Source organism: Acinetobacter bohemicus ANC 3994, assembly GCF_000367925.1.
Taxonomy (GTDB): domain Bacteria; phylum Pseudomonadota; class Gammaproteobacteria; order Pseudomonadales; family Moraxellaceae; genus Acinetobacter; species Acinetobacter bohemicus.
The window spans coordinates 136,375-158,568 of record NZ_KB849176.1 but is presented as its reverse complement, the minus strand read 5'-3'; the positions used below and the strand labels follow the sequence as shown (position 1 = coordinate 158,568).

Below are 22,194 nucleotides of genomic sequence, written 5' to 3'. Positions count from 1 at the left end.
ATGACTGCTGAACTTAACTTCGCTGTTTCCCAGTTTTTAATTAAAAAAGCTGAACTCTGTGACACTTATGATTGGGACGCTTATCTGGATCTGTATGATGAAGATAGTGAATATCATATTCCGCAGTGGATCGATGACCATAACTATATCCAAGATCCCAATCAGGGCCTGTCCTATATTTATTATGAAGACCGTACCGGATTGGAAGACCGAATTTTTCGTATCCGTACCGGTAAGGCGGCCTCTGCCACCCCCTTACCACGCACTTTACACATGATTAAGAATGTTCGGGTTAAAGAACTGGATGATGGCTTAATTGAAGCAAAAGTAGCATGGCACACCCTATATAACCGTCAAGGTTTGGAAGGTAGTTTTTATGGTCATGCCACTTATACCTTACGCAAAAATGAAGATAGCTTCCGCATCCGCCGTCAACATACAGTATTACTGAATGACAAAATTGACTCGGTCTTAGACTTTTATCACGTTTAAGGATCAATCGTATGACTCATTCAGTCGCGCTCAATTTCGCTGATGGTAAAACCTTTTTCATTTCTGTACATGATGACGAATTGCTGCTCAATGCAGCCATTCGTCAAGGGATTACCCTGCCTTTGGATTGTCGTGAAGGGGTATGTGGAACCTGTCAGGGCCAATGCGAAAGTGGCGCTTACGAACAGGAATATGTCGATGAAGAGGCGCTCAGTGAACGTGATTTGGCAGAGCGTAAGATATTGGCTTGCCAAACCCGAGTGAAATCCAATGCTGCATTTTATTTCGATCATAATTCAGATATTTGTAATGCTGGCGAGTCTTTAAAAATTGCCACCACCGTGACTGCGGTAGAATTGGTTTCAGAAACCACGGCCATTTTGCATGTGGATGCCAGCAGTTATAAGCAGCCCTTACACTTTTTACCCGGTCAATATGCACGTTTGCAAATTCCAAATTCTGAGGACTGGCGTTCGTATTCTTTTGCCAACCGGCCTAATGCAACCAACCAGCTGCAATTCTTAATTCGCCTGCTGCCAAACGGTGTAATGAGTAATTACTTGCGTGAATGCTGTGAAGTTGGGCAGACCATATTTATGGAAGCCCCGTTAGGTAGTTTCTATTTGCGCGAAGTCGAGCGTCCCTTGGTGTTTATTGCCGGTGGTACGGGATTATCTGCCTTTTTAGGGATGCTGGATAATATCGCTGAACAACCTAATGCCCCAGCAGTGCATCTGTATTATGGCGTAAGCCAAGAAGCCGATTTGTGTGAGCAACAACGTTTACATGCCTATACCGAACGGATGCCTAATTTTAATTATCAACCGATTATTAGCCAAGCTTCGGATAACTGGACAGGTAAAACAGGTTTTATTCAGGAGCATTTAAATAAAGATCAACTGGCAGAACAAGCTTTCGATATGTATTTGTGTGGTCCGCCCCCAATGATTGAAGCAGTGAAAAGCTGGTTAGGTGATCAGGCCTTGCAAAATTATCGTATTTACAGTGAAAAATTCTTGCAAAGCAATACCAGTCGCCTTTAACAACCAGCCTTGTCATTCAAGGCTTAAATTTTGTAGTACTGAAACCATTCAGCATGATATGCGCAGTTTTAAATAACTCTAAAACAATATACTTAAGGAACCTAGTATGAACCGCGAACAAATAAGTGCCCTAGTCAAACAAATGAATGTAGACACAGCAACCGGCCCTGTAGATTCACGAGTACAAGAAATTGTTGTACGTTTAGTCACTGATTTATTTCAAGCCATTGATGAACTCGATATTCAGCCTTCTGAAGTGTGGAAAGGGTTAGAGTACTTTACTGATGCAGGTCAAGCCAATGAACTGGGATTGTTAGCAGCAGGATTAGGGCTGGAACATTTTCTGGATTTGCGTGCCGATGAAACTGATCTTAAAGCAGGCATTAGCGGAGGAACCCCACGTACCATTGAAGGCCCTCTGTATGTAGCAGGCGCACCTGAGTCTGTGGGTTTTGCCCGAATGGATGATGGCTCTGAGTCTGACCAAATTGATACGCTCATCATTGAAGGTACAGTAACCGATACAGAAGGTAACTTGATTGAAAATGCCAAGGTCGAAATATGGCATGCAAACAGCTTAGGAAACTATTCTTTCTTCGATAAAGCTCAATCTGAATTCAATTTACGCCGTACAATTTTTGCCGATAAAAATGGACAATATACGGCTTTAACCACGATGCCGGTCGGTTATGGTTGTCCTCCCGAGGGTACGACTCAAGCCTTGCTGAACAAGTTAGGTCGTCATGGTAACCGCCCATCGCATGTCCATTACTTTGCCTCTGCCCCTGATTTCCGTAAGCTCACTACCCAATTTAATATTGAAGGTGATCAATATTTATGGGATGACTTTGCTTTTGCAACACGTGATGGTTTAGTCGCAACAGCAGTAGACGTTACCGATCCACGCGAAATTGAACGTTATGGTTTAAATAAACCGTTTAAACACATTACATTTAATATTGTACTGGTCAAAGACAGTGTCGCGGCACCTTCAGCAGAAGTTGAACGTCGTCGCTTATGTGCATAACCTTCTTTTGCTAAAACTACTCTTGAACTACTGATTTATCTTGGTTCAAGGGTATTACCACTCAAAAAACTCAATTTTACTTTCCTCTCCCCTCATTATTATTTTTCTAAAAGAATACTCAAAAAATGGATATTTTTTATATTCATTTATTTTTCTATTCTTTACAAATTAAGGATATGCCTAGGCATATTTTCATTAAAGCAAATTGCTGATTAACGAAAGCGAATAGTTTTCTCACTTAACGATTTGACCCAAAATCCCGAACAAAATCTTTAAATAAATCATCCAAATTTAAATCTTTATTTCAGTCGCTTAGATCGAATGACTATTCATGCAATTTGGAAAAAATGGATGATTTTCAGGAATTTTTGGATAGTTTGAAACGGCTAAAAAGAGTTCAATCAAAACTATGGAATAGTTTCTAAAGTTAATGAATTACAGATAGAAAATAAGTAATTTCTCAAAGGAAGGCATGAGATGACATATCGGACATGGTCAAAAGTAGAATCAAAAAAATCATTTTTGTTATTGAGTATTTTAAGCGGAATTAGCTTATCTGTTCAGGCGCAGGCAGTAGAGCAAGAATGGAAATTCACGCTCAAAAATGCCTATATTGAACGAGATTTTGACTCTTCGGCCGTAAAAGATATCGGCAGTTGGTCTCAGGCAACATCACTGTTTTATACCTCTAAAATGAAAGACACTCCGCTTAGCATTGCAGGAAGTCCAATTACAATAGGAGCCAATGCTTCAACCCAATATGCAGTTCGTCTCAGTTCAGATAAACATGTACCCGACGCTATTCTGCCTTTTGATTCCACAACTCAATCACAAGCCGCTGACTATTTAAAATATGGCGCCACGCTTAAATTAGGCTACCAAAATACTTTGCTGAGCTTAGGGGAACTTTGGCTAGATCTTCCTTTGACTACAGTCGATGGCAGCCGCCAATTGCTAACCTCTTATTTGGGGGGGAATTTACGTTCGCAACTCAGTGATCAATTGCAACTTGAGCTCGGACATGTCACTAAATTGTCGCCGAGAAATGAAGAAGATTTCCGTAAGTTCTCTTATACGGCCAGAGGAGTAACCACCTATTCTGATGGTCTAAATTATATTGATTTGCGCTATCAAATTTTACCCAATTTAAAAACGGAATATTATTTTGGCAATCTGGACAATCTTTATAACAAACATTACTTAGGAGTTGAGCATAACTGGAAAACCGATGATTTTTCTTTAAATTCAAAATTAAAATATTTTAATGCGCAAGAGGACAATAACCAATTAAATATTGATGCGCAAAATATTGGCTTGCTAGAAACTGTAAAAATCAGCAATCACAGTATCGGTATGGGTTATCAGCAGATTATTGGTGAATCCGCCTATCCTTTGCCTGATGGTTTTTTACCAGAACCTTATTTTATTAACTGGAATGCGACAGGTTTCTTTAAACAAGATGAAAAGTCTTATCACTTTATCTACAACTATGATTTTAAAGATTATATTCCGGGACTAAATACCACAGTTAAATATGTGTCTGGGCATAATTTCAAGACCGCTGATGGTCGCGAAAATAAAGAAAGTGAAGCCAATTTCATTGGCAACTATGCATTTCAACAGCCCTATCTTAAAGGGCTTGCTTTGCAATACCTCCTAATCGACTACAACGTTAAGCATGGTACTGATTTTACTGAAAATCGCTTTTTCGTAAATTACAGTAAAAAATTCTAAAATTTTTAAAGGATTAAAGATGAAAACAATTGAGATTAATGCGGTGATAGACCGCGAAAAACTATCACCGTTACAATGGCTGGTATTTGCACTTGGCTTCTTAGTATTTTTTTGTGATGGATTGGATACCGGGATTATCGGTTTTATTGCGCCTGCATTACTGGATGATTGGGGCATAAGCAAACCTCAACTTGCACCCGTACTCAGTGCGGCTTTAGTGGGTATGTCGATTGGCGCAATTCTGTCTGGCCCGCTTGCCGATAAATTTGGGCGTAAGAAAGTCATTACATCCACCACCCTGCTTTTCGCTACATTTACCGTGCTTTGTGGCTTTGCCACTTCTACACAAGAGTTGATGATTTATCGATTCATTACCGGTATTGGCTTAGGAGCTGCCATGCCGAATATCAGTACCATTGTTTCAGAGTATATGCCTGCGAAACGTAAAGCATTCTTAACCGGATTGGCAGGCTGTGGCTTTATGCTCGGGATTTCATGTGGCGGGCTATTGTCTGCTTATTTATTGGAAAATCTAGGTTGGGCTAAAGTAATTATTATTGGGGGGATTATTCCACTTATTCTGGTCATCATACTGATCCTTAAATTACCCGAATCTACCCAATATTTAATTAAAAATAATCAACCTTTAAAAGCACAGCGTATTTTAGAAACCATTCAAGGCAAGCCTTTTTCCGAAGCAGTTACCATCAAACTTGCTCAAACTGAAGTTCAGTCTAACCAAAGTCCGGTTAAACAAGTACTAGGTAAATATTTAGTCAGCTCAAGTATGTTGTGGCTTTGCTGTTTTATGAGCTTACTGGTTTTTTACCTGTTAACCAGTTGGATGCCAACCATTTTAAAAACCGCAGGTTTTACCACTCAGCAATTTAGCTTAATCGCCGCTATATTCCCTTTTGGCGGTGTAATTGGTGCCACAATTATGGGCTGGTATATGGATAAAACCAACCCAACCAAGGTGATTCGCTATTCTTATCTGATTGCTTTTGGCTTATTTATTGTAGCGGGCTTTCTAAGCTCAGATCTATTATTTTTTGGAATCACCATCTTCTTAATTGGTGCTTTGCTGGCGGGCGCTCAATCGTCCTTACTGCCTTTAGCCGCTATTTCCTATCCTTCAACCTGTCGAGCTGTCGGCGTCTCATGGATGCATGGGATTGGTCGAATTGGCGCAATTTTAGGGGCTTTCTTTGGATCTTTAATTTTCACATTTGACCTAAGTTTAAGTAGTTTATTCTATATTCTTGCGATCCCTACTTTTATTTCATTTATTGCACTAAGTTTAAAAGTGCTCAGTGAAAAATCCAAACGACAAAATCAATCTAAAATTGAAGAACTAGCTTAGACTCATCTGAAATTGAAGAACCTAATTTAAATCATTTAAATTAGGTTCTTTATTTTTGATTTTTAAGATATTAATTGATATCCATAAATTTATTTTTAGTTTCACTCGGGTTTTCACCAAATTCCTCACGATACTCTTGAGAAAACCGACTTAAATGATTAAATCCCCATTTAGAAGCCAATTGTGAAATTGATATTTTTCGATTGAGGCCAGATGCACTCAATACTTTATAAATTTGCTGTAACCGATGTTTTTTTAAATATGCCATCGGGCTAGTCCCATAGTAATGCTGAAACTCTTCATATAGTTTTGATTTTGAAACGCCTGCCAAGTCTTGTAAATGATCAACACAAATATCTTCTTGGGCATGGGTAAGGATAAATTTGTGTACTCTTTGGATATAAGTAGGCTGTGTTTGAGTGGATAATTGTTTCAGCTGTTCTGAATAATTATTTTCTTGAGACAACAATAAAGCTTTAATTATAAAATTTTCATAATCTTCAGCCAGTAAGGGTAATCCATAAAAACCAGTATATTGTGATTTACACTGTAAAAAATTCTGAATGTTCTTCCACCAAGCATTAATTAAATGTTCTGAGTCAAAATGCATTTTGGGATTAAAAACAACCGATTTTTCCACTGGCTGATGAAGCAAATCAGCTAAAACACTTTGTAGACTTTGTTCTGGAACGACCACCTGAAGCTTTTTGCAATCTTTATCGATCGTCAGATCTTGTAAATCTGCATTGGAAACGATCAAGCCATTTTTTTCATCTGATAAATAACGTTCCCCACGCATATTTAAAATTTGTTTTCCGCTCACAGGCAGGCTGATACTATAGGCTTTAAGATTAGAAGTATTAATTGCAACATTGGCACCATAAGAAATTGTACCAATCGTCATTCTTTTATGAGGTAAGCGCATGCCATCATAATGAAAATCCAAAGTATCTCGGCAACTTGTATCCAGACGATGTTCACCACAAATAGTTGACATCAAATTTTGAGCAAAATCAGCTTTACTAGAATAGTGATTTAATTCAAAATTTTGTTGGCTTAGTGATTGCATTCCATTTTCACCTAGCTAAAGTTTATTATCCTCATTAATATATCAGCTAAATACTCATACTGAATAGATTAATCTCATTTTTACAATTTTTTAAAATCACTTCACCCTCTATAACTTATTATTAAATTTATTATTTGGTAAAACTATCAACTCTATGACTATTAAAATCATATAGATAACCCATACTTATTCTAAAAATTATTTTATTTATATATTTTTAAATACCCTACAACTCTTAATAAATTATTTATACCTATAAAGTATTAAACCATATTAATGAAGTATATTACCTCTAGATGCTATTTTTGAATTATATATATCAATGAAATATATTATTTATAGTTTTTTCTTACATTATAATCCTTACATAAAACATTTTTTTGTTATATATACTCATTGCTCTTATATATTTTTTAATATAACTTAAAAATAGATTATTTAAGATACTAAAATAACAGTTCTCTCTGATCAAGATATAAGGATATAGAAATGATTGAGTTAGGAAAAAGTGAAAATTGGCTGCCTAAAAAATTTTTTGCTCATTTTCATCAATCTCAAGAGGTTTTAGACTGGACAATCAAGGTAAATGGTCCCCACCAGTTACATATTCCAAATCCGAAACAAATTAATTTTTTACATGAAGGTATACAAATTGGTGAAACCACTTTTGGTAAAATCCAGTACTCAACACTTGTAAATATTAATATTGATAATTTACAGCATTGTTATATTTTTAATGTGCCGCTTGAGGGCGTACAAGAAATTAAAGTTAAATCTTCAACTATATATTCTACTAATAATGTAGCGGCAATATTTTCACCTGATCAACCCTTTTCTATGGTTTTGGAACCCAACTGCCAAAAGCAAATGATTCGAATTTCCAAAAAAAATATGGAAAATCATCTTATCCGGATGTTGGGCTATAAAATTACTCGGCCGTTAATTTTTGATATTCAAGCCCCGATGCAAGGTTCAATTAAACAATGGTTCAATTTAGCCATGAGTTTGCAAGAATTCTTATTAGAATATGATTCTGTTGTGGATTTACAAGGGATTTGGAATAATTTTGAAAATAATCTGATTGCTCTTTTACTCACTTCTCAACCGCACAATTACAGTTTAGAACTTGAACGCCGTTTACAGGGAAAACCTTCTTATTTAAATTATATTGAAAGTTTATTTAAAGAAAATTTATCGCAACCTTTAAAATTAAGCGAAGTTGAGAAAATCTTGGGAATTTCTCGTGAAAGATTATATCGCGATTTTCATACCTATTTTGGTCAATCCCCTGTTGCCTATCTGCGTAATTTACGCTTTGAAGAAACCTATAAGCGTTTAAAAGAGATCAAGCCCTGGGAAAATGTTTCAAGTATTGCCATGGACTGCGGTTTCCAGCAATTAGGACGATTTTCCCAAGAATATAAAACCCGTTTCGGAGAGTTTCCTTCTGAAACACTAAAAAACAATAAATAGTATAAGGCTGTTTAAACCGACTGTTTTAATAATACAGTTGGTTTGTATATAAAGATGATTATTTGAATTAAAACTACTGTGATTTAATCTATTTTAAATATTTATTCTTTATCTGGTTTTTAATTTTTTTAAAAAAATCTTAAAATAAATTCAAATAAAAAGAGCACTTTATAAATCAAGCACTCTTTTTATTTATTTACATCAGATTTTAAAAACTGACTTACTTGCATTATTTAGTCATTTTTGACTTCGATATCATTTTGCAATTTTTTTGCCGTTTTATCTGGATTAAGGAACAGAATTGCCGCTAATCCTACAGTTAGTAAATAGACACCAATATATGAAAAACTTAGATTCATTCCTGTGACCAGTTTGCCTAACATTGCAGCATCGGGAAGTATTCCTTTCATCGGCTGAATATAGCCTGCCGATTCCATAAACATTCCCACCATAGTCGGTGAAATCATTCCACCTAACGATGCCAATGCGGTGACTGTCGCCATAACAGCTGCTCGTTGTTTAGAACAGATACTATAAGCTAAAGTAATAGGTGCCAGTGGGAATGTCATTGCCAAACCTGCTGCAATAGTCAGAACGCAAACGGCTGCAATGCCCGTGGTATAAGGTAATAACAGAAAGAAAATACCTGACATTAAAATTAAGCATCCAAATACACAGCCCATTGATTTATGTACAGAGCTCCCTTTCTTCATTAAAATTTTCGATAGATAACCTGCCACCAGTAAGGTCAAAGCACCAAATATCCAGGGAAATGTCGAAATCATTCCGATCATCTGTGGAGAAGTGCTAAGTACTGCCGACAAATAACGAGGTGCCCAAGTTGTTAAAAAGCCCATAGCCCAGAAGCATCCAGCACCGGCTAAAAATGCAGAGATAAACATCGGCGAGAAAAAGACCTTAAATAAAGGGACTACTTTTAGTAAGTCTGAAAACTCAGCAATACTTTTATTATTAATATAACTTGTATTTGGATGAACCAAGGGCTTAGGTTGAGTCAGTTGTTGTTTCGCTTTAATATGGCTATATGGTCCTTCTTTTGCAATTAAAAACCATAATAGGCTCCAGCCCAGACCGAATATTCCTAAAAAACCGAATGCCCATCTCCATCCATAAGACGGATGAGCAATAATAGCCGCTAAAATTGGAGCAGCAATAATAGGGCCTAAGGTCGATCCTATGGCAACCAAACTACTTGGTAAGCCACGTTCCTTTGGCTCGTACCATCCATGAATATGTTGCAAAGTAATAGGTGTAGCAGGCCCTTCTGCCGCACCTAAAATAATTCGTGTCATCAATAAGAGCGTTATCCCTCCTCCTAGAAGCATGGGAAATTGTAAAACAGCCCATGCAATTCCCATGGTAAGTAGAATCCAGCGGGTTTGTATTTTTGCCGCCAGTAATCCCACTACAATAGAGGAAATGGCAAACAAGAAGAAAAAAGAACTTCCAATAAAACCAAATTGACTACTCGACATACCCAATTCGCGCATTGCCGGTTCAGCCACCAGTCCTAATACCGCTTTATCGGCAAAGTTAACCATCTGGAATATGATCAACATTCCGGTGATTAACCACGCCCGATTAGTAATTTTTCCTGTCTCAAGCGACTCCACAAGTGAAGTCGGGAAATTTTTGGTTTGGCTCTTCATATATTTGCCTCCCGAATTAACTCACGAGCTTTGCCCTCTTCCAGACGAGATTTAACAATATCGATGACATTGAAAGTGTCATTGTCTTCTGCTGCCAAGATCAAGCCATCGAAATCATTTTGAGCAACGTTCACCATTTTTTGGACATCTGCTGAGTCGGGTGTATTGGGCACAATGTGATGCAAAATAAGTGCCTTAACATTGGCTTCTTGAGCAACCAGACCTACTTTTTCATAAGAAGTATGAGATTCTTCAAGATGAACAGCAATACCATTTCGTGTTGGTCCTTCAGGGAAAGTCGCTAAAATTGCATCCAGATCGATGACTTCATGCATTAACACATCTGCATCTTTGGCCAATAAAATACAGTTTTTAGAATAAGTCGTATCGCCTGAAATGACCACAGAACCATATTTAGAATCGAATCTGAAGCCAAAAGCAGGAAAACATAAACGATGATCCACCAAGATTGTGCTGACTTTAACCAACTCATCTTCATAAATAACAAAAGGTTCCATTTTGGGATGTCGGTTATGCACCGGATCGGCTTTGGCCTTTTCTGGAATTTGAATATCAAATGCTTTAATCCATTCTGTTGGGCTGGAACGTCCTTCATCTGCCATCCGAATCGCAATATCGGAGGCAAACACATTATGGATTAAGGCATCGACCATAGCAGCCGTCCCGACCATTGGATGATCGCCACCACAACAGCCTTTAATCTTTGGATGTGAGTGAGCAGGCATAGCGGGGTTTTGTAGGGGCTTGCCAGGACCATAAATTTGAATGGGTTGACTGAAAGATTCGCCAGGCACTTGCCAACCTGTGAACAAGTAAGAACCTAGATCATAAATATGGTCAGAATGATGATGAGTGATGAAAATACCACGCAACTCGCCCCACGTGGCATGACTTCTATAATTGCGAATACTGCCCATACCACAGTCCACAATATAGGTCGCATTGTCGACACAAATAGCCGTTGAAATACCTGCCCTAGAACTGGATACGATTGGACCACCGCCGGTACCTAAAGCAATAATTTTCATTCCTTGTTGATTATTAATTGTCATTGAATAGTCCTTTTTAATTTATGCTAATAACACGTTGTTAATATAATTGAGTAGATTAACGGGCCAATATGCAATTTTTAAAAATTCACTATGCGTAATTTAAATCATTTTTTTATTATAAAAATCTTTTAAAATTAGATCATATTCTTAAAGTATAAAATTAAGCCCAATATCCCTTTTTAAAACAAAAAAAAGCTTTCAAAATATTGAAAGCTTTTTATAAAAATATATTATTTTCAGTACTTAAAACTCACAATTCGGAAGTCGTGCAGGATCGATAAAACGAATATTACGAGCTGCCGATACCTGAACCACCTTTGCTGGATCTGTTAAATTATGCAATTCTGAGAATAGACTGGCTAAATCATTACCCGGACTTACCCAAAAAATACCTTTGGCAGGTCCAGCCGAAGTGACTTTATAACCATGTGTAGTGCCACGTGGCCAGTAAAGGTAATCGCCCGCTTTGGCGGTTGTCCATTCACCATCCAGATAAAGTGAATACTCGCCCTCAAGAATAAAAGCATGTTCATCCTGAACTGGATGCATATGAGGCGGAACAAAAGTACCTGAAGGGTCATTCGAAATCCATGCAAAACTTGACTGTTGATCCCCCCCTACAATAGGTTCATATACATGACCCAACACATTCCATTTAATATTTTTAAGTTCTTTATTTAAACGTGATTCACTGAATACTAAAGACGATAAATTTTTTTGATTTAACATTTCCATTTTGATACTCCCTTTTTTATCATTCAAACAATTTTTCAACATTTTCACTATCCATTTTTTCATGACAATTTATTCAAAAAAATGGATAAAACACATACATAAAAATAAAAAATGCATATTCCTCATTATTAATTTATATATAGTTAAAATTTTGACTAATCATAAAAATTTTATGAAAAATTTATTTAAAATTATAAAATTAACAGATGGTGAAGATCCAGATCCTCGTTTTACGCTTGCCAATGAAAGAACATTTTTGGCATGGAATAGAACAGCACTTGCAATATTAGTAGGTGCAGTTGCATTTATTACTCTGAGTCATGGAAGGATTGAAAAAGTCATCGCACATCAGATTTTTATCGCTCTAATTTTACTTTCTATTATTCTTAGCGTGAGTGCGATTTTTCGTTGGTTCAGAGTTGAATACGCGCTTAGAACCAAACAGTCACTTCCTTATCCCTGTATGGCTCCATTGTTATCAATTTTTAGCTTAATTTTGATTGTATTCATTTTTATTCATATGAAATAGGAATAATGATGCAAGATAATGGACTTCAACCCGAAAGAACTTTTTTATCCCTAGAAAGAAGTTTATTTTCTTATATTATAATCAATTTCACCTTCTTTAAAATTTTGATGAGCAAACCCTCTGCCCTATTTTATATTCCTATTTTTATTGCCTTAATCATTAATTTTTATTATTTTACTCTGCTGATTAATTTTAAAAAAATAACCACACTTAGTACAAAGAGTAAGAATTCATTTATCCATCGTCTCTTATTATTGTCTTCTGGTATTTTCACAATTATTTTGGCTCTCTTCGCTATCTGTATTATTTATTTATAAAAAAACCACTTTTAAAAAGTAGTTTTCTCATAATCTTTAGAACTCATCAAGTTGTAGAATTATACAGCCGTTCAATTGATTCTACGATTTCTCCATCTTCAAGGAAGTGAAAAAGCAAGCTAAAATGATCACTATTCTTAAGAATAGTAAAATTCGCAGCATTCCCCTTAAGTTCCCATTGATCTTTCATTTCTTGCGACTGTTGAATAAAAGCTTGCGTTTCATGATTGCCAACAAAAAATTCAGCCGGTACTAAATCTTTAGAAACTCTTAATATTGGCGAGTTATTTCTTGCCTGAATTTGATTTAATTTAATCTTTATATTTAGACTGGTGGATATTAAAGGCTCTAAATCATATATGCCGCTAATAGGAATAATGCCCTTAATATTTAACTGATCTTTTATTATCTCTTTGGCATTTAATACCAGCTCTGTTGTTAAGTGAGCGCCTGCTGAATGACCACAAATATACATAGGCAAGTTGTTAGAGGGATCATTTAAGTAAGTTTTCACAGTTAATAACCCATAACTTAAAGAAGTTCTTATTTTTTCAATACTGACTTCTGGGCAAAGGGGATAATTCATAATCGCAATATGATATCCTAGTTCAGCTAAATGATCGGCTATAAAATAAAATTGATTCTTATCTCTTGATTGCCAATACCCAGCATGTAAATAAACCAGAATTGCTTTTGCTTTACCTACTGCATAGCAAACATCAAAGCATTCACGTGCATGAAAACCATAATATATATTTTTTTTCCATTCTTTATTAATGAGTACTAGACGATTTAGCTCTTCAATTCTATCCATAACCTGATTGTAATTGGCATTTTTTTGCCCAATAACATAATCATTTTCAAACTTATTTTCTTCCATACCTGTCACTCTATTAACCCATCCAACTTTATATTTAATATATTTTTATAAATTTTACATATTCAAAAATTATTTTTCTTTATACACTTTATTTAGTTATCAAAAAACCATCTTAATCAATAGAACTCTTTCATAAATTAACAAATAATCATCAATTGGCAGTGGAATTAATATTGAAAGTTCCTTCTCCCTTTGGGAGAAGGTTAGGATGAGGGGGGGAAATAAAATCCTCACCCTAGCCCTCTCCTTAAAAAGGAGAGGGAATATCCATTGTTAATTTATTATTGTTTAAAAAATGACTTATGAAAAAAGTCTAATATTAAATTTTATTAAAAAATAGCTCTATTGCATAAATATTTTAAATTTAAAAAATCTCTATATCTATTTTTCAAGGCACAACTTGAGTATGCAGTCGACCTAACTCTACATTGTCAACGGCATTTTTAATTTAAGGTTTTTAGTTTTTATTATTTCTTTAATCTTTATTTTTGCTTAGGACTCTTTGGTTTTTCTGGCATAGTTAGTTCGCCCATAGCTAGGCTTATCACTTGGATTCGACAAATGGAATACTCTATTTAAAAGGTGTCGAGACTAGATGCAAGTGAAGTATTCGAGACAATTTTAGCATTAGTCAATAATCATCTTGAGATGAAATACCGCATGATTGATAGAAATAGCCGTACTCTTCACCTATTAATGAATTTACAATTATGGAAATAGGTTAACCACCATATGTTGATCATTAAAAATCGCTTATTTTATTATGAAGCCCTTGATCAATAGATTGCTTATGGTAAGACTAAAGACCTCATCAAATTGATTGCTAAGTTCATTTTAGAAGGCTTTAAGCCATATCAAGCAATCTTGAAAAGTTTGTCTTTAAAAAAACCAATCATAATAGTCAATCTGTGCTTAATTAAAATCTACGCTTTCTTAGCATTACTAGCCTGCTTTTTTAAACGATAATCCAGAGCCGCTCGGCTAATACCCAGTACACGGGCGGCTTCAGAAACATTATGATTCACTTTTTGCATTGCGATAAAAATCAGTTGCCTTTCATGATCTTCCAAACAAAAGCCATCTTGTATCACGGCATCTAAGTCTACTTTTTCAGGCTTTTTTTCAATATCTTGTTTAATCTGCGGAAACAAATGACTAAGTTTAATTTCCTGCTGATGATCCGTCAGTAAGGTCGCCCGCTCTAATAAATTTTCAAGTTCACGAATATTGCCGGGCCATTCATAAGTCATCACAAAGTTTTTGGCTTTGTCACTTAAACCTTTTAAAGTCTTTCCATACATATTTTCAAAACGTGATAAGAAGTGCGTAATCAATAACGGAATATCATCACGGCGCTCACGTAGCGGTGGAATAATGACAGGGAAAATGTTTAATCGATAATATAAGTCAGCACGGAATCGCCCCTCTTTCACGGCTTGTTCCAAATTTTCATTGGTGGCTGCAACCAGACGCACATCAGCCTTTCGAGTTTGATGATCACCAACTCGCTCATACTCTCCTTCTTGTAACATCCGCAATAAAGCGGCTTGGGCACGTGGTGAAAGTTCAATCACTTCATCTAAAAAAATAGTTCCTTGATGGGCACGTTCAAATTTTCCACTCCGAGTTTGCGTTGCACCTGTAAATGCGCCTTTTTCTACACCAAAAAGTTCCGCTTCAATTAAATCTGGCGGAATACAGGCACAGTTTACAGCAACAAATGGCTGCCCTTTACGGGAACTACCTTCATGAATCCCTCGGGCAAAAGCTTCCTTACCCACCCCAGTTTCGCCTTGCAGTAATACAGCAACCTTACTGCCTGCTGCCTTTTTCAAAAGATCACAGACTTTACGATATGCAACTGATTCACCAATAGAGTTGAACATGGTGTAGTCTGCTTCTATATCCGTATAGATATTTTTCTTTAATTCATTCAGTTCCGCCTGTAAGGCAATTAATTCATCAGACACTGGATCGGGTGACATAAACTGAATCAGCTCGTCGGCATTTTCCCATTCCTCTAAAGGTTTACCAATAATTCGACAGCAATCATCCCCTTTGGCAACACAATGGGTTTCTTGATAAATAATGGTTTGCCCCATGACCAGACTGGTATAACCACAGGCATAACCCAATAACATCCAACAAGCCGATTCTTCCGAAGCACCAAACTCACTTAAATGAACTTCCGCTTCAAATGAATTTCGCCAGTTAAAATCTGCATAAAATTCATGCTCATCATGACTTAATTGAAGTTCATTGACTTCAACTTGAACCATGCCACGAATACCATGCATTTGCGGTCCAGCCATAAATGCTTCAGCTTCATTTAAATTCGGACGTAATTTAGAAGTGACTTCTGCATCCCTCACACCCGCTTGATAACCCAAACGAATAAAAAAACGCTTAGTCCGTTCCCAACCCAACATGTTATACAAATCTTTTCTTAAAAAACCCATGATGCTGGTATGCATCAGCAGCATACGGTTTTCTTCAAACCAAATTTTTCCATGCTGACTATCAAACTGAATTTTATCCAGTAAATCTTGAATATCTTTGTTTTTCTCCAAAATTTGAGTATAAAAATTCGCATCTTTGGCTTGAGGCATGACTGAATATCCATCCTTGGCTATAGGTCTCCCCCCTATCTTACCCACTTCTAACTAAAAAGCTTTACTACCTTATTGTCATAACTTTATACCTCTAAGGTATTTTTAAATTAAACTTATAAAATCATATAGATATAAATCACTAGACCTATAAAAAGTATTTTCAAATTCCCCACCGAACCATTCATTATTTGATGAAATCAAACATTTTTATGTTCATCATTCCATGAATTTTTATCGTTCAAATAATATAAAAAAAGCAGATAAAAAACATAAACAATTGATTAATAATAACTAATTAAAGTTGGCACGCGTTTTGATATATCTCTATCAATAAATGCAAGGTTGCATCACTGAAATGATTTCAGTGTAGAGATAAAAGGATGATTCCAATGACTCAAACGCTACAACATGACCAACTCACCAAATACATTCGTGTAACAGGCGACCGTCATGCCAAGTTTGTTGAATTTGACTTCGCAATCCACGACCCAACACTTTTTGTCGAACTCATTCTTCCCCAACAAGCCTTTCAGCATTTTTGTGAAATTAACCATGTTGTTGAAATGACTCCTGAACAGCAAGCATGGAATGACGCTCAGGAAGATAAATGGCGTTATGGCGTTGAACCAACAGTCCTGAGCCAAGTTCGTAAACATTTAGATCAAGAAGATCAATCTTAAGCCTATAAGGAAATCGTGATGACTTTAGAAATTAAAACATCCAACCTCGAACCGATTCGTCAAACCTACGCCTATATCGAACGCCGTTTTGGTAAAAAGCCAGCGACGCGTTATCAAGAAGTGAGTTTTGATGTACAAGGGGCAACCAATTTTCACTATCGTCCCATGTGGAAACCAGACAAAACTTTAAATGATCACACCCATACTGCTTTGCAGATGCAAGATTGGTATGCGTTTAAAGATCCACGTCAATTTTATTATGGTGCATATGTACAGCATCGTGCGCGTTTACAAGAGACCGCGGAAGGGAGTTATTCATTTTTTGAAAAGCGTGCTTTGGTGGAAAACTTAAGTGATGAAGTGAAACAGAAAATCATCACTTGTTTATTGCCATTCCGTTATGTCGAGCAAACCGCCAATCTACACATGATGTCAGGCAGTGCCTATGGTTATGGCACCGTGATTACCCAAGCCTGTATTTATGCGGCAATGGATCGCTTGGGCATGGCGCAATACCTCTCTCGTATTGGTTTACTGATCGATGGCAATACGGGTGAATCATTACAACAAGCCAAAGACTGTTGGATGAATGATACCGCTTGGCAACCGCTGCGCAAACTGTGTGAGCAAAGCTTAACCGAACAAGATTGGTTCAAACTATATGTCCTGCAAAACCTACTCATCGACAGCTTAATGCAAGAACTGGTTTATGGTGAATTAGATCAATGGTTGGTTGAACAAGGCGCACGTGATGTGGCGATGTTGACTGAATTTATGAAGGACTGTTTAACCGATTTACGCAAATGGTCAGACCCTGTTTTAAAAACAGCCATTGCTGAATCTGAAGAAAATAAAGCCTTAATTCAAGGTTGGATCAATACACTTTTACCTCAAGTCACAGAAGCTTTTAGTGCATGGGCCACGACCGCACTTGGGAATGCCTCGATTGACAATGGCTTAGCCTTTATTGCAGAGCGCAGTAAAAAAGTGGGTTTAACCCTTGAATTAGATTCAGTTGCATAAGGATACGTAGACATGAGCTCAAAAGTTTATTTGGCATTACAAGATAACGATACTTCACGCTACATCATTGAAGCGATTGAACACGATAACCCTGAGGCCACCATTCAATACCTTCCTGCCATGATTCGTGTGGAAAATATCGGAAAACTCGTGGTTCGTGCAGAAACGGTGTCTGAAAAACTAGGACAAGATTGGGACATTCAAGAATTGCAACTCAACATGATCACCTTAGGTGGCAATGTTGATGAAGATGACGACACCTTCACCTTGCAGTGGAATTAATCCCACACGAAAAATATAAGAAGCCGATCGCTTCAACAGATTGAAAAGGATGATCAAGATGAATAGCCAAGCAAAAAGCGCGACTAAAACTGCAACCAAAAAACTCAATGCGAAAGATCGCTATCGTATGTTGACCCGTGATCTGGATTGGGATTTTTCCTATGCAGATCGTAAAGAGGCTTTTCCTTACGAAGAGTTTGAAGGGATTAAAATTACAGACTGGTCAAAATGGGAAGACCCGTTCCGTTTAACCATGGATTCATACTGGAAATATCAGTCGGAAAAAGAGAAAAAACTGTATGCCATTTTTGATGCATTTTCTCAAAACAATGGTCAAATGAATGTCAGCAATGAACGCTACTTAAATGCCATTAAACTGTTTTTAACCGCTGTCACACCATTGGAATATCAGGCTTATCAAGGTTATGCGCATGTGGGTCGCCAATTTGGCGGAATCGGCGCACGAATTGCTTCACAAATGCAATCGATTGATGAACTGCGTCATGTGCAAACGCAAATTCACGCCATGAGCCATTACAACAAGTTCTTTGACGGCTTCCAAGATTGGGCACACATGCATGACCGTGTTTGGTACTTGTCTGTACCAAAATCATTCTTTGAAGATGCACGTTCAGCAGGTCCATTCGAATTCTTACTGGCGATTAGTTTCTCCTTTGAATATGTACTCACCAACTTATTGTTCGTGCCGTTCATGTCAGGTGCGGCCTACAACGGTGATATGGCGACCGTAACCTTTGGTTTTAGTGCACAGTCAGATGAAGCACGCCACATGACATTAGGTTTGGAAATCGTAAAATTCCTACTGGAACAGCATGAAGATAACGTGCCGATTGTTCAAGAATGGATTGATAAATGGTTCTGGCGCGGTACTCGCCTACTGTCGATTGTCGGCATGATGATGGATTACATGTTGCCAAACAAAGTGATGTCTTGGAAAGAAGCATGGGAAACCTATTTCGAAGAAGCGGGTGGTGCATTGTTTAAAGACCTCAGCCGTTACGGTATTCGTATGCCGAAATATTCAGACGTGATTGTGAAAGAAAAAGAGCATATTTCACATCAAGCATGGTGGATTTTCTATAACTTTGGCCATGCTGCTGGTTTCCATACGTGGATTCCAACCGACGAAGAAATGGATTGGTTATCTGAGAAATATCCAGACACTTTCGACAAATATTACCGTCCGAAATGGGAGTTGGCGCGTAAGTTGGAAGCCGAAGGTAAACGCTTCTATAGCAGTGGCTTACCGCAACTGTGCCAAATTTGTCAAATTCCAATGACCTTTACTGAAATGGATGGCGACCCAACCGTGTTCAGTTACCGTGACAGTATTTATAAAGGCGAGCGTTACCACACTTGTTCAGACGGCTGTCATGACATTTTTGAACGTGAACCTGAAAAATACATTCAAGCGTGGTTGCCAGTGAATCAAATTTTACAAGGTAACTGTGGTGGTCCCGACTTAGAAAGTATTTTACGTGATTACTACAACTTTAATGTTGGTGCAGACAATCTGGACATTGAAGGCTCTCCAGACCAAGAACGTTGGAGAAAATGGAAAGGTCATGTCGCTTAAGTAAAAAAGGATCAGAAGTCATCTCATGGATCAAAGTTTCGAGATGGCTTCACACAAGGAATTTAGGAGTTTTCTCATGCCAGTACAAGCGATTCAAAAAAACTATGAATTTGATGCACGTGATGCACAAAAAAATTATGGCGACAACATGTTGCTCTACGTGGGATGGGATCATCACACGCTGTTTTGTGCCGCACATGCTTTTGTAGTCTCACCACAGCAAAGTTTACAAGACTTGATTGATCAGCAAATTCAAGCGGGTTTCAATCAGCATCCTGATTTTGAACATATCGATTGGTCAAAAGTGCAATTCACCCTCAATCGTCAATTATTAACAGATATCGATTTTTCTCAGACGTTGGCTGATTTAAATTTTGATCATAAATCGCTACTGCGCTTTGTGACGCCCGGTTTAGATGGCTACAACGGCACGCATGTATAAGGGAGAACGATCATGAGTTATCAAGTCACGATTGAACCTGTAGGCATGACCATTGAAGTGGAAGAAGATCAAACCATTTTAGATGCGGCCTTACGCCAAGGTGTTTGGCTGCCCTTTGCCTGTGGTCATGGCACATGTGGCACCTGTAAAGTTCAGGTCACGGACGGTTTTTATGATGTCGGTGAAGCCTCACCCTTTGCGCTAATGGACATTGAACGCGAAGAAAATAAAGTCCTTGCTTGCTGCTGCAAGCCTGAATCAGACATGGTGATTGAAGCCGATGTTGATGAAGACGAAGATTTTCTGGGTTACTTGGTACAAGACTACCAAGCCAAAGTTTTACAGATCAAACAACTGTCGCCAACCATTAAAGGTGTGCGTTTACAGATTGACCGTCCAATGGAGTTTCAGGCTGGGCAATACATCAATCTTCAATTGCCGAATATTGAAGGGACCCGTGCATTTTCAATTGCCAATGCACCAAGTGAATTAGGTGTAATTGAGTTGCATATTCGCCAAGTACAGGGCGGTGCGGCCACCACTTATGTACACGAAACCCTGCAAGTAGGTGATGAACTTGAAGTTTCAGGACCTTATGGGCAGTTTTTTGTGCGTAAATCCGATGAAAAAGATGCCATCTTTATTGCGGGTGGTTCTGGTCTATCCAGTCCGCAATCCATGATCTTGGACCTTTTGGAACAAGGTGATACACGGACCATCTATCTGTTCCAAGGCGCGCGTGATGTTTCTGAACTCTATAACCATGAAATGTTTGAAACCTTAGTCAAAGACTATCCAAACTTCCGCTACATTCCTGCACTAAATGCGCCTAAAGCAGAAGATCACTGGACAGGATTTACAGGTTTTGTGCATGAAGCGGTGGCAGATTATTTTGAAAATAAATGCAGTGGTCATAAAGCTTATTTATGTGGCCCACCGCCCATGATTGATGCGGCTATTTCAACACTGATGCAAAGCCGTCTCTTTGAAAAAGATATTCATACCGAACGCTTCTTAAGTGCGGCTGATGGTGCAGCAACCGCCTCTCGCTCAGCGCTATTTAGACACATATAGCAAATCACAACGCTGATTAAAACGTTTTAAGAAATTCTAGACATAGAACCAATTTTACTTGGTTCTCCCCCTTTCGGATGCTCTGTTTCATGTCCGTTTCAGAGTATTCGGAACAATGACACGATAAAAAAGGAAGATAAAAATGAACCGTCAAGAAATCGACACATTAGTAAAACAAATGAATGTAGATACTGCGATACGTGAAGTAAACCCACGTGTGCAGCAAATTGTTGTGCGTTTACTGGGTGATCTTTTTCAGGCCATTGAAGATTTGGATATTTCTCAAACTGAACTTTGGAAAGGCTTGGAATATTTCACCGATGCAGGTCAAGCCAACGAACTTGGATTACTCGCTGCGGGTTTAGGCTTAGAACATTATCTAGATTTACGCGCGGATGAAGCCGATGCTAAGGCAGGAATTATAGGCGGAACACCACGGACCATCGAAGGCCCACTGTATGTGGCTGGCGCACCTGAATCCGTCAGTTTTGCACGTATGGATGATGGTACTGAGTCAGATCATGTCGATACCTTAGTCATTGAAGGTACAGTGACCGATACTCAGGGAAATATTATCCCCAATGCAAAAGTCGAAATTTGGCATGCCAATGGTTTAGGCAATTATTCATTCTTTGATAAATCACAATCTGAATTTAATTTACGTCGCACGATTTTGACCGATGTAGATGGTAAATATACGGCCTTAACCACCATGCCCGTAGGCTATGGCTGTCCGCCTGAAGGCACCACACAAGCTGTTCTCAACCTCTTGGGGCGTCATGGTAATCGCCCTTCTCACGTTCATTATTTTGTCTCGGCTCCGGGTTATCGCAAACTCACCACCCAATTTAACATTGAGGGTGATCAATACCTTTGGGATGACTTTGCCTTTGCAACACGCGATGGATTGGTTGCAACCGCAACCGATGTTACCGATTCAACAGAAATGTCAAAACTCAATCTAGATAAACCCTTTAAACACATCACTTTTAATTTCGAATTGGTTAAAGAAGTTGATCAAGCACCTTCGACAGAGGTCGATCGTCGCCGTGTGAGTGCTTAATGCAAAATACGCACCA

Annotated in this window: 21 protein-coding genes; 15 read left to right on the top strand and 6 right to left on the bottom strand. The window is 37.8% G+C overall.

Annotated features, from left to right (window positions below):
- From antB to F994_RS13540, 5 genes are all read left to right on the top strand, one after another.
- Nucleotides 1-492, top strand: a complete 492-nt coding sequence (gene antB / locus F994_RS13560; protein ID WP_004651112.1) for an anthranilate 1,2-dioxygenase small subunit — start codon at nucleotides 1-3, stop codon at nucleotides 490-492.
- An 11-nt stretch (nucleotides 493-503) separates the two neighbouring features.
- Nucleotides 504-1,535 (top strand): anthranilate 1,2-dioxygenase electron transfer component AntC, encoded by a 1,032-nt coding sequence (antC, locus tag F994_RS13555; protein WP_004651111.1) that lies wholly within the window; start codon nucleotides 504-506, stop codon nucleotides 1,533-1,535.
- Between the two features lie 106 nt (nucleotides 1,536-1,641).
- Nucleotides 1,642-2,562 carry a catechol 1,2-dioxygenase gene (gene catA / locus F994_RS13550; protein ID WP_004651110.1) on the top strand — a complete coding sequence of 307 codons (921 nt, stop codon included), beginning with the start codon at nucleotides 1,642-1,644 and terminating at the stop codon, nucleotides 2,560-2,562.
- Between the two features lie 477 nt (nucleotides 2,563-3,039).
- Nucleotides 3,040-4,296, top strand: a complete 1,257-nt coding sequence (locus F994_RS13545) for an OprD family outer membrane porin (RefSeq protein ID WP_004651109.1) — start codon at nucleotides 3,040-3,042, stop codon at nucleotides 4,294-4,296.
- Nucleotides 4,297-4,315: 19 nt separating this feature from the next.
- On the top strand, nucleotides 4,316-5,659 hold the full coding sequence (locus tag F994_RS13540; RefSeq protein WP_004651108.1) for an MFS transporter: 1,344 nt from the start codon (nucleotides 4,316-4,318) through the stop codon (nucleotides 5,657-5,659).
- A gap of 70 nt (nucleotides 5,660-5,729) precedes the next feature.
- Here the strand turns inward: F994_RS13540 and F994_RS13535 are convergent, their stop codons facing one another.
- Nucleotides 5,730-6,728, bottom strand: a complete 999-nt coding sequence (locus F994_RS13535) for an AraC family transcriptional regulator (RefSeq protein ID WP_004651107.1) — start codon at nucleotides 6,726-6,728, stop codon at nucleotides 5,730-5,732.
- 489 nt (nucleotides 6,729-7,217) lie between these two features.
- Between F994_RS13535 and F994_RS13530 the strand changes: the two genes are divergently transcribed.
- Nucleotides 7,218-8,201, top strand: coding sequence for an AraC family transcriptional regulator (locus F994_RS13530; RefSeq protein WP_004651106.1), 984 nt, complete (start codon nucleotides 7,218-7,220; stop codon nucleotides 8,199-8,201).
- A 233-nt stretch (nucleotides 8,202-8,434) separates the two neighbouring features.
- Here the strand turns inward: F994_RS13530 and F994_RS13525 are convergent, their stop codons facing one another.
- The 3 genes from F994_RS13525 to F994_RS13515 all read right to left on the bottom strand — a co-directional run bounded on the left by F994_RS13525 (nucleotide 8,435) and on the right by F994_RS13515 (nucleotide 11,679).
- Nucleotides 8,435-9,871, bottom strand: coding sequence for an MFS transporter (locus tag F994_RS13525; RefSeq protein ID WP_004651104.1), 1,437 nt, complete (start codon nucleotides 9,869-9,871; stop codon nucleotides 8,435-8,437).
- Entirely contained in the window at nucleotides 9,868-10,944 is a 1,077-nt protein-coding gene (locus F994_RS13520; protein ID WP_004651103.1) for an MBL fold metallo-hydrolase, read from the bottom strand. Before F994_RS13520 ends, F994_RS13525 begins: the two co-directional genes overlap by 4 nt.
- Before the next feature lie 243 nt (nucleotides 10,945-11,187).
- On the bottom strand, nucleotides 11,188-11,679 hold the full coding sequence (locus tag F994_RS13515) for a cupin domain-containing protein (RefSeq protein WP_004651102.1): 492 nt from the start codon (nucleotides 11,677-11,679) through the stop codon (nucleotides 11,188-11,190).
- 172 nt (nucleotides 11,680-11,851) lie between these two features.
- Here F994_RS13515 and F994_RS13510 point away from each other — a divergent pair, with 172 nt between their 5' ends.
- Together F994_RS13510 and F994_RS13505 are read left to right on the top strand one after the other, a co-directional pair.
- Entirely contained in the window at nucleotides 11,852-12,208 is a 357-nt protein-coding gene (locus F994_RS13510) for a YidH family protein (RefSeq protein WP_004651101.1), read from the top strand.
- Nucleotides 12,209-12,213: 5 nt separating this feature from the next.
- Nucleotides 12,214-12,525 carry a DUF202 domain-containing protein gene (locus tag F994_RS13505; RefSeq protein WP_322740056.1) on the top strand — a complete coding sequence of 104 codons (312 nt, stop codon included), beginning with the start codon at nucleotides 12,214-12,216 and terminating at the stop codon, nucleotides 12,523-12,525.
- Between the two features lie 46 nt (nucleotides 12,526-12,571).
- Here the strand turns inward: F994_RS13505 and F994_RS13500 are convergent, their stop codons facing one another.
- Both F994_RS13500 and mobR read right to left on the bottom strand, forming a co-directional pair.
- Nucleotides 12,572-13,405 carry an alpha/beta hydrolase gene (locus F994_RS13500; RefSeq protein WP_004651099.1) on the bottom strand — a complete coding sequence of 278 codons (834 nt, stop codon included), beginning with the start codon at nucleotides 13,403-13,405 and terminating at the stop codon, nucleotides 12,572-12,574.
- Between the two features lie 923 nt (nucleotides 13,406-14,328).
- Complete coding sequence (gene mobR / locus F994_RS13495) at nucleotides 14,329-16,014, bottom strand: phenol degradation transcriptional regulator MobR (protein WP_004651098.1); 1,686 nt, start codon at nucleotides 16,012-16,014, stop codon at nucleotides 14,329-14,331.
- Nucleotides 16,015-16,406: 392 nt separating this feature from the next.
- Between mobR and F994_RS13490 the strand changes: the two genes are divergently transcribed.
- The 7 genes from F994_RS13490 to catA (F994_RS13460) all read left to right on the top strand — a co-directional run bounded on the left by F994_RS13490 (nucleotide 16,407) and on the right by catA (F994_RS13460) (nucleotide 22,178).
- The gene (locus tag F994_RS13490; RefSeq protein WP_004651097.1) at nucleotides 16,407-16,697 is read left to right on the top strand and encodes a phenol hydroxylase subunit; all 291 of its coding nucleotides are present in this window, start codon (nucleotides 16,407-16,409) and stop codon (nucleotides 16,695-16,697) included.
- Nucleotides 16,698-16,715: 18 nt separating this feature from the next.
- On the top strand, nucleotides 16,716-17,720 hold the full coding sequence (locus F994_RS13485; protein ID WP_004651096.1) for an aromatic/alkene monooxygenase hydroxylase subunit beta: 1,005 nt from the start codon (nucleotides 16,716-16,718) through the stop codon (nucleotides 17,718-17,720).
- A gap of 12 nt (nucleotides 17,721-17,732) precedes the next feature.
- Nucleotides 17,733-18,002, top strand: coding sequence for an MmoB/DmpM family protein (locus F994_RS13480; RefSeq protein WP_004651095.1), 270 nt, complete (start codon nucleotides 17,733-17,735; stop codon nucleotides 18,000-18,002).
- A 58-nt stretch (nucleotides 18,003-18,060) separates the two neighbouring features.
- A complete protein-coding gene (locus F994_RS13475; RefSeq protein ID WP_004651093.1) occupies nucleotides 18,061-19,599 on the top strand; it encodes an aromatic/alkene/methane monooxygenase hydroxylase/oxygenase subunit alpha in 1,539 nt (512 codons plus the stop codon).
- 76 nt (nucleotides 19,600-19,675) lie between these two features.
- Nucleotides 19,676-20,041 (top strand): phenol hydroxylase subunit P4, encoded by a 366-nt coding sequence (locus F994_RS13470; protein WP_004651092.1) that lies wholly within the window; start codon nucleotides 19,676-19,678, stop codon nucleotides 20,039-20,041.
- 12 nt (nucleotides 20,042-20,053) lie between these two features.
- Nucleotides 20,054-21,115, top strand: coding sequence for an NADH:ubiquinone reductase (Na(+)-transporting) subunit F (locus tag F994_RS13465; RefSeq protein WP_004651091.1), 1,062 nt, complete (start codon nucleotides 20,054-20,056; stop codon nucleotides 21,113-21,115).
- A gap of 142 nt (nucleotides 21,116-21,257) precedes the next feature.
- Complete coding sequence (catA, locus tag F994_RS13460) at nucleotides 21,258-22,178, top strand: catechol 1,2-dioxygenase (protein WP_004651090.1); 921 nt, start codon at nucleotides 21,258-21,260, stop codon at nucleotides 22,176-22,178.
- Nucleotides 22,179-22,194: the final 16 nt, after the last annotated feature.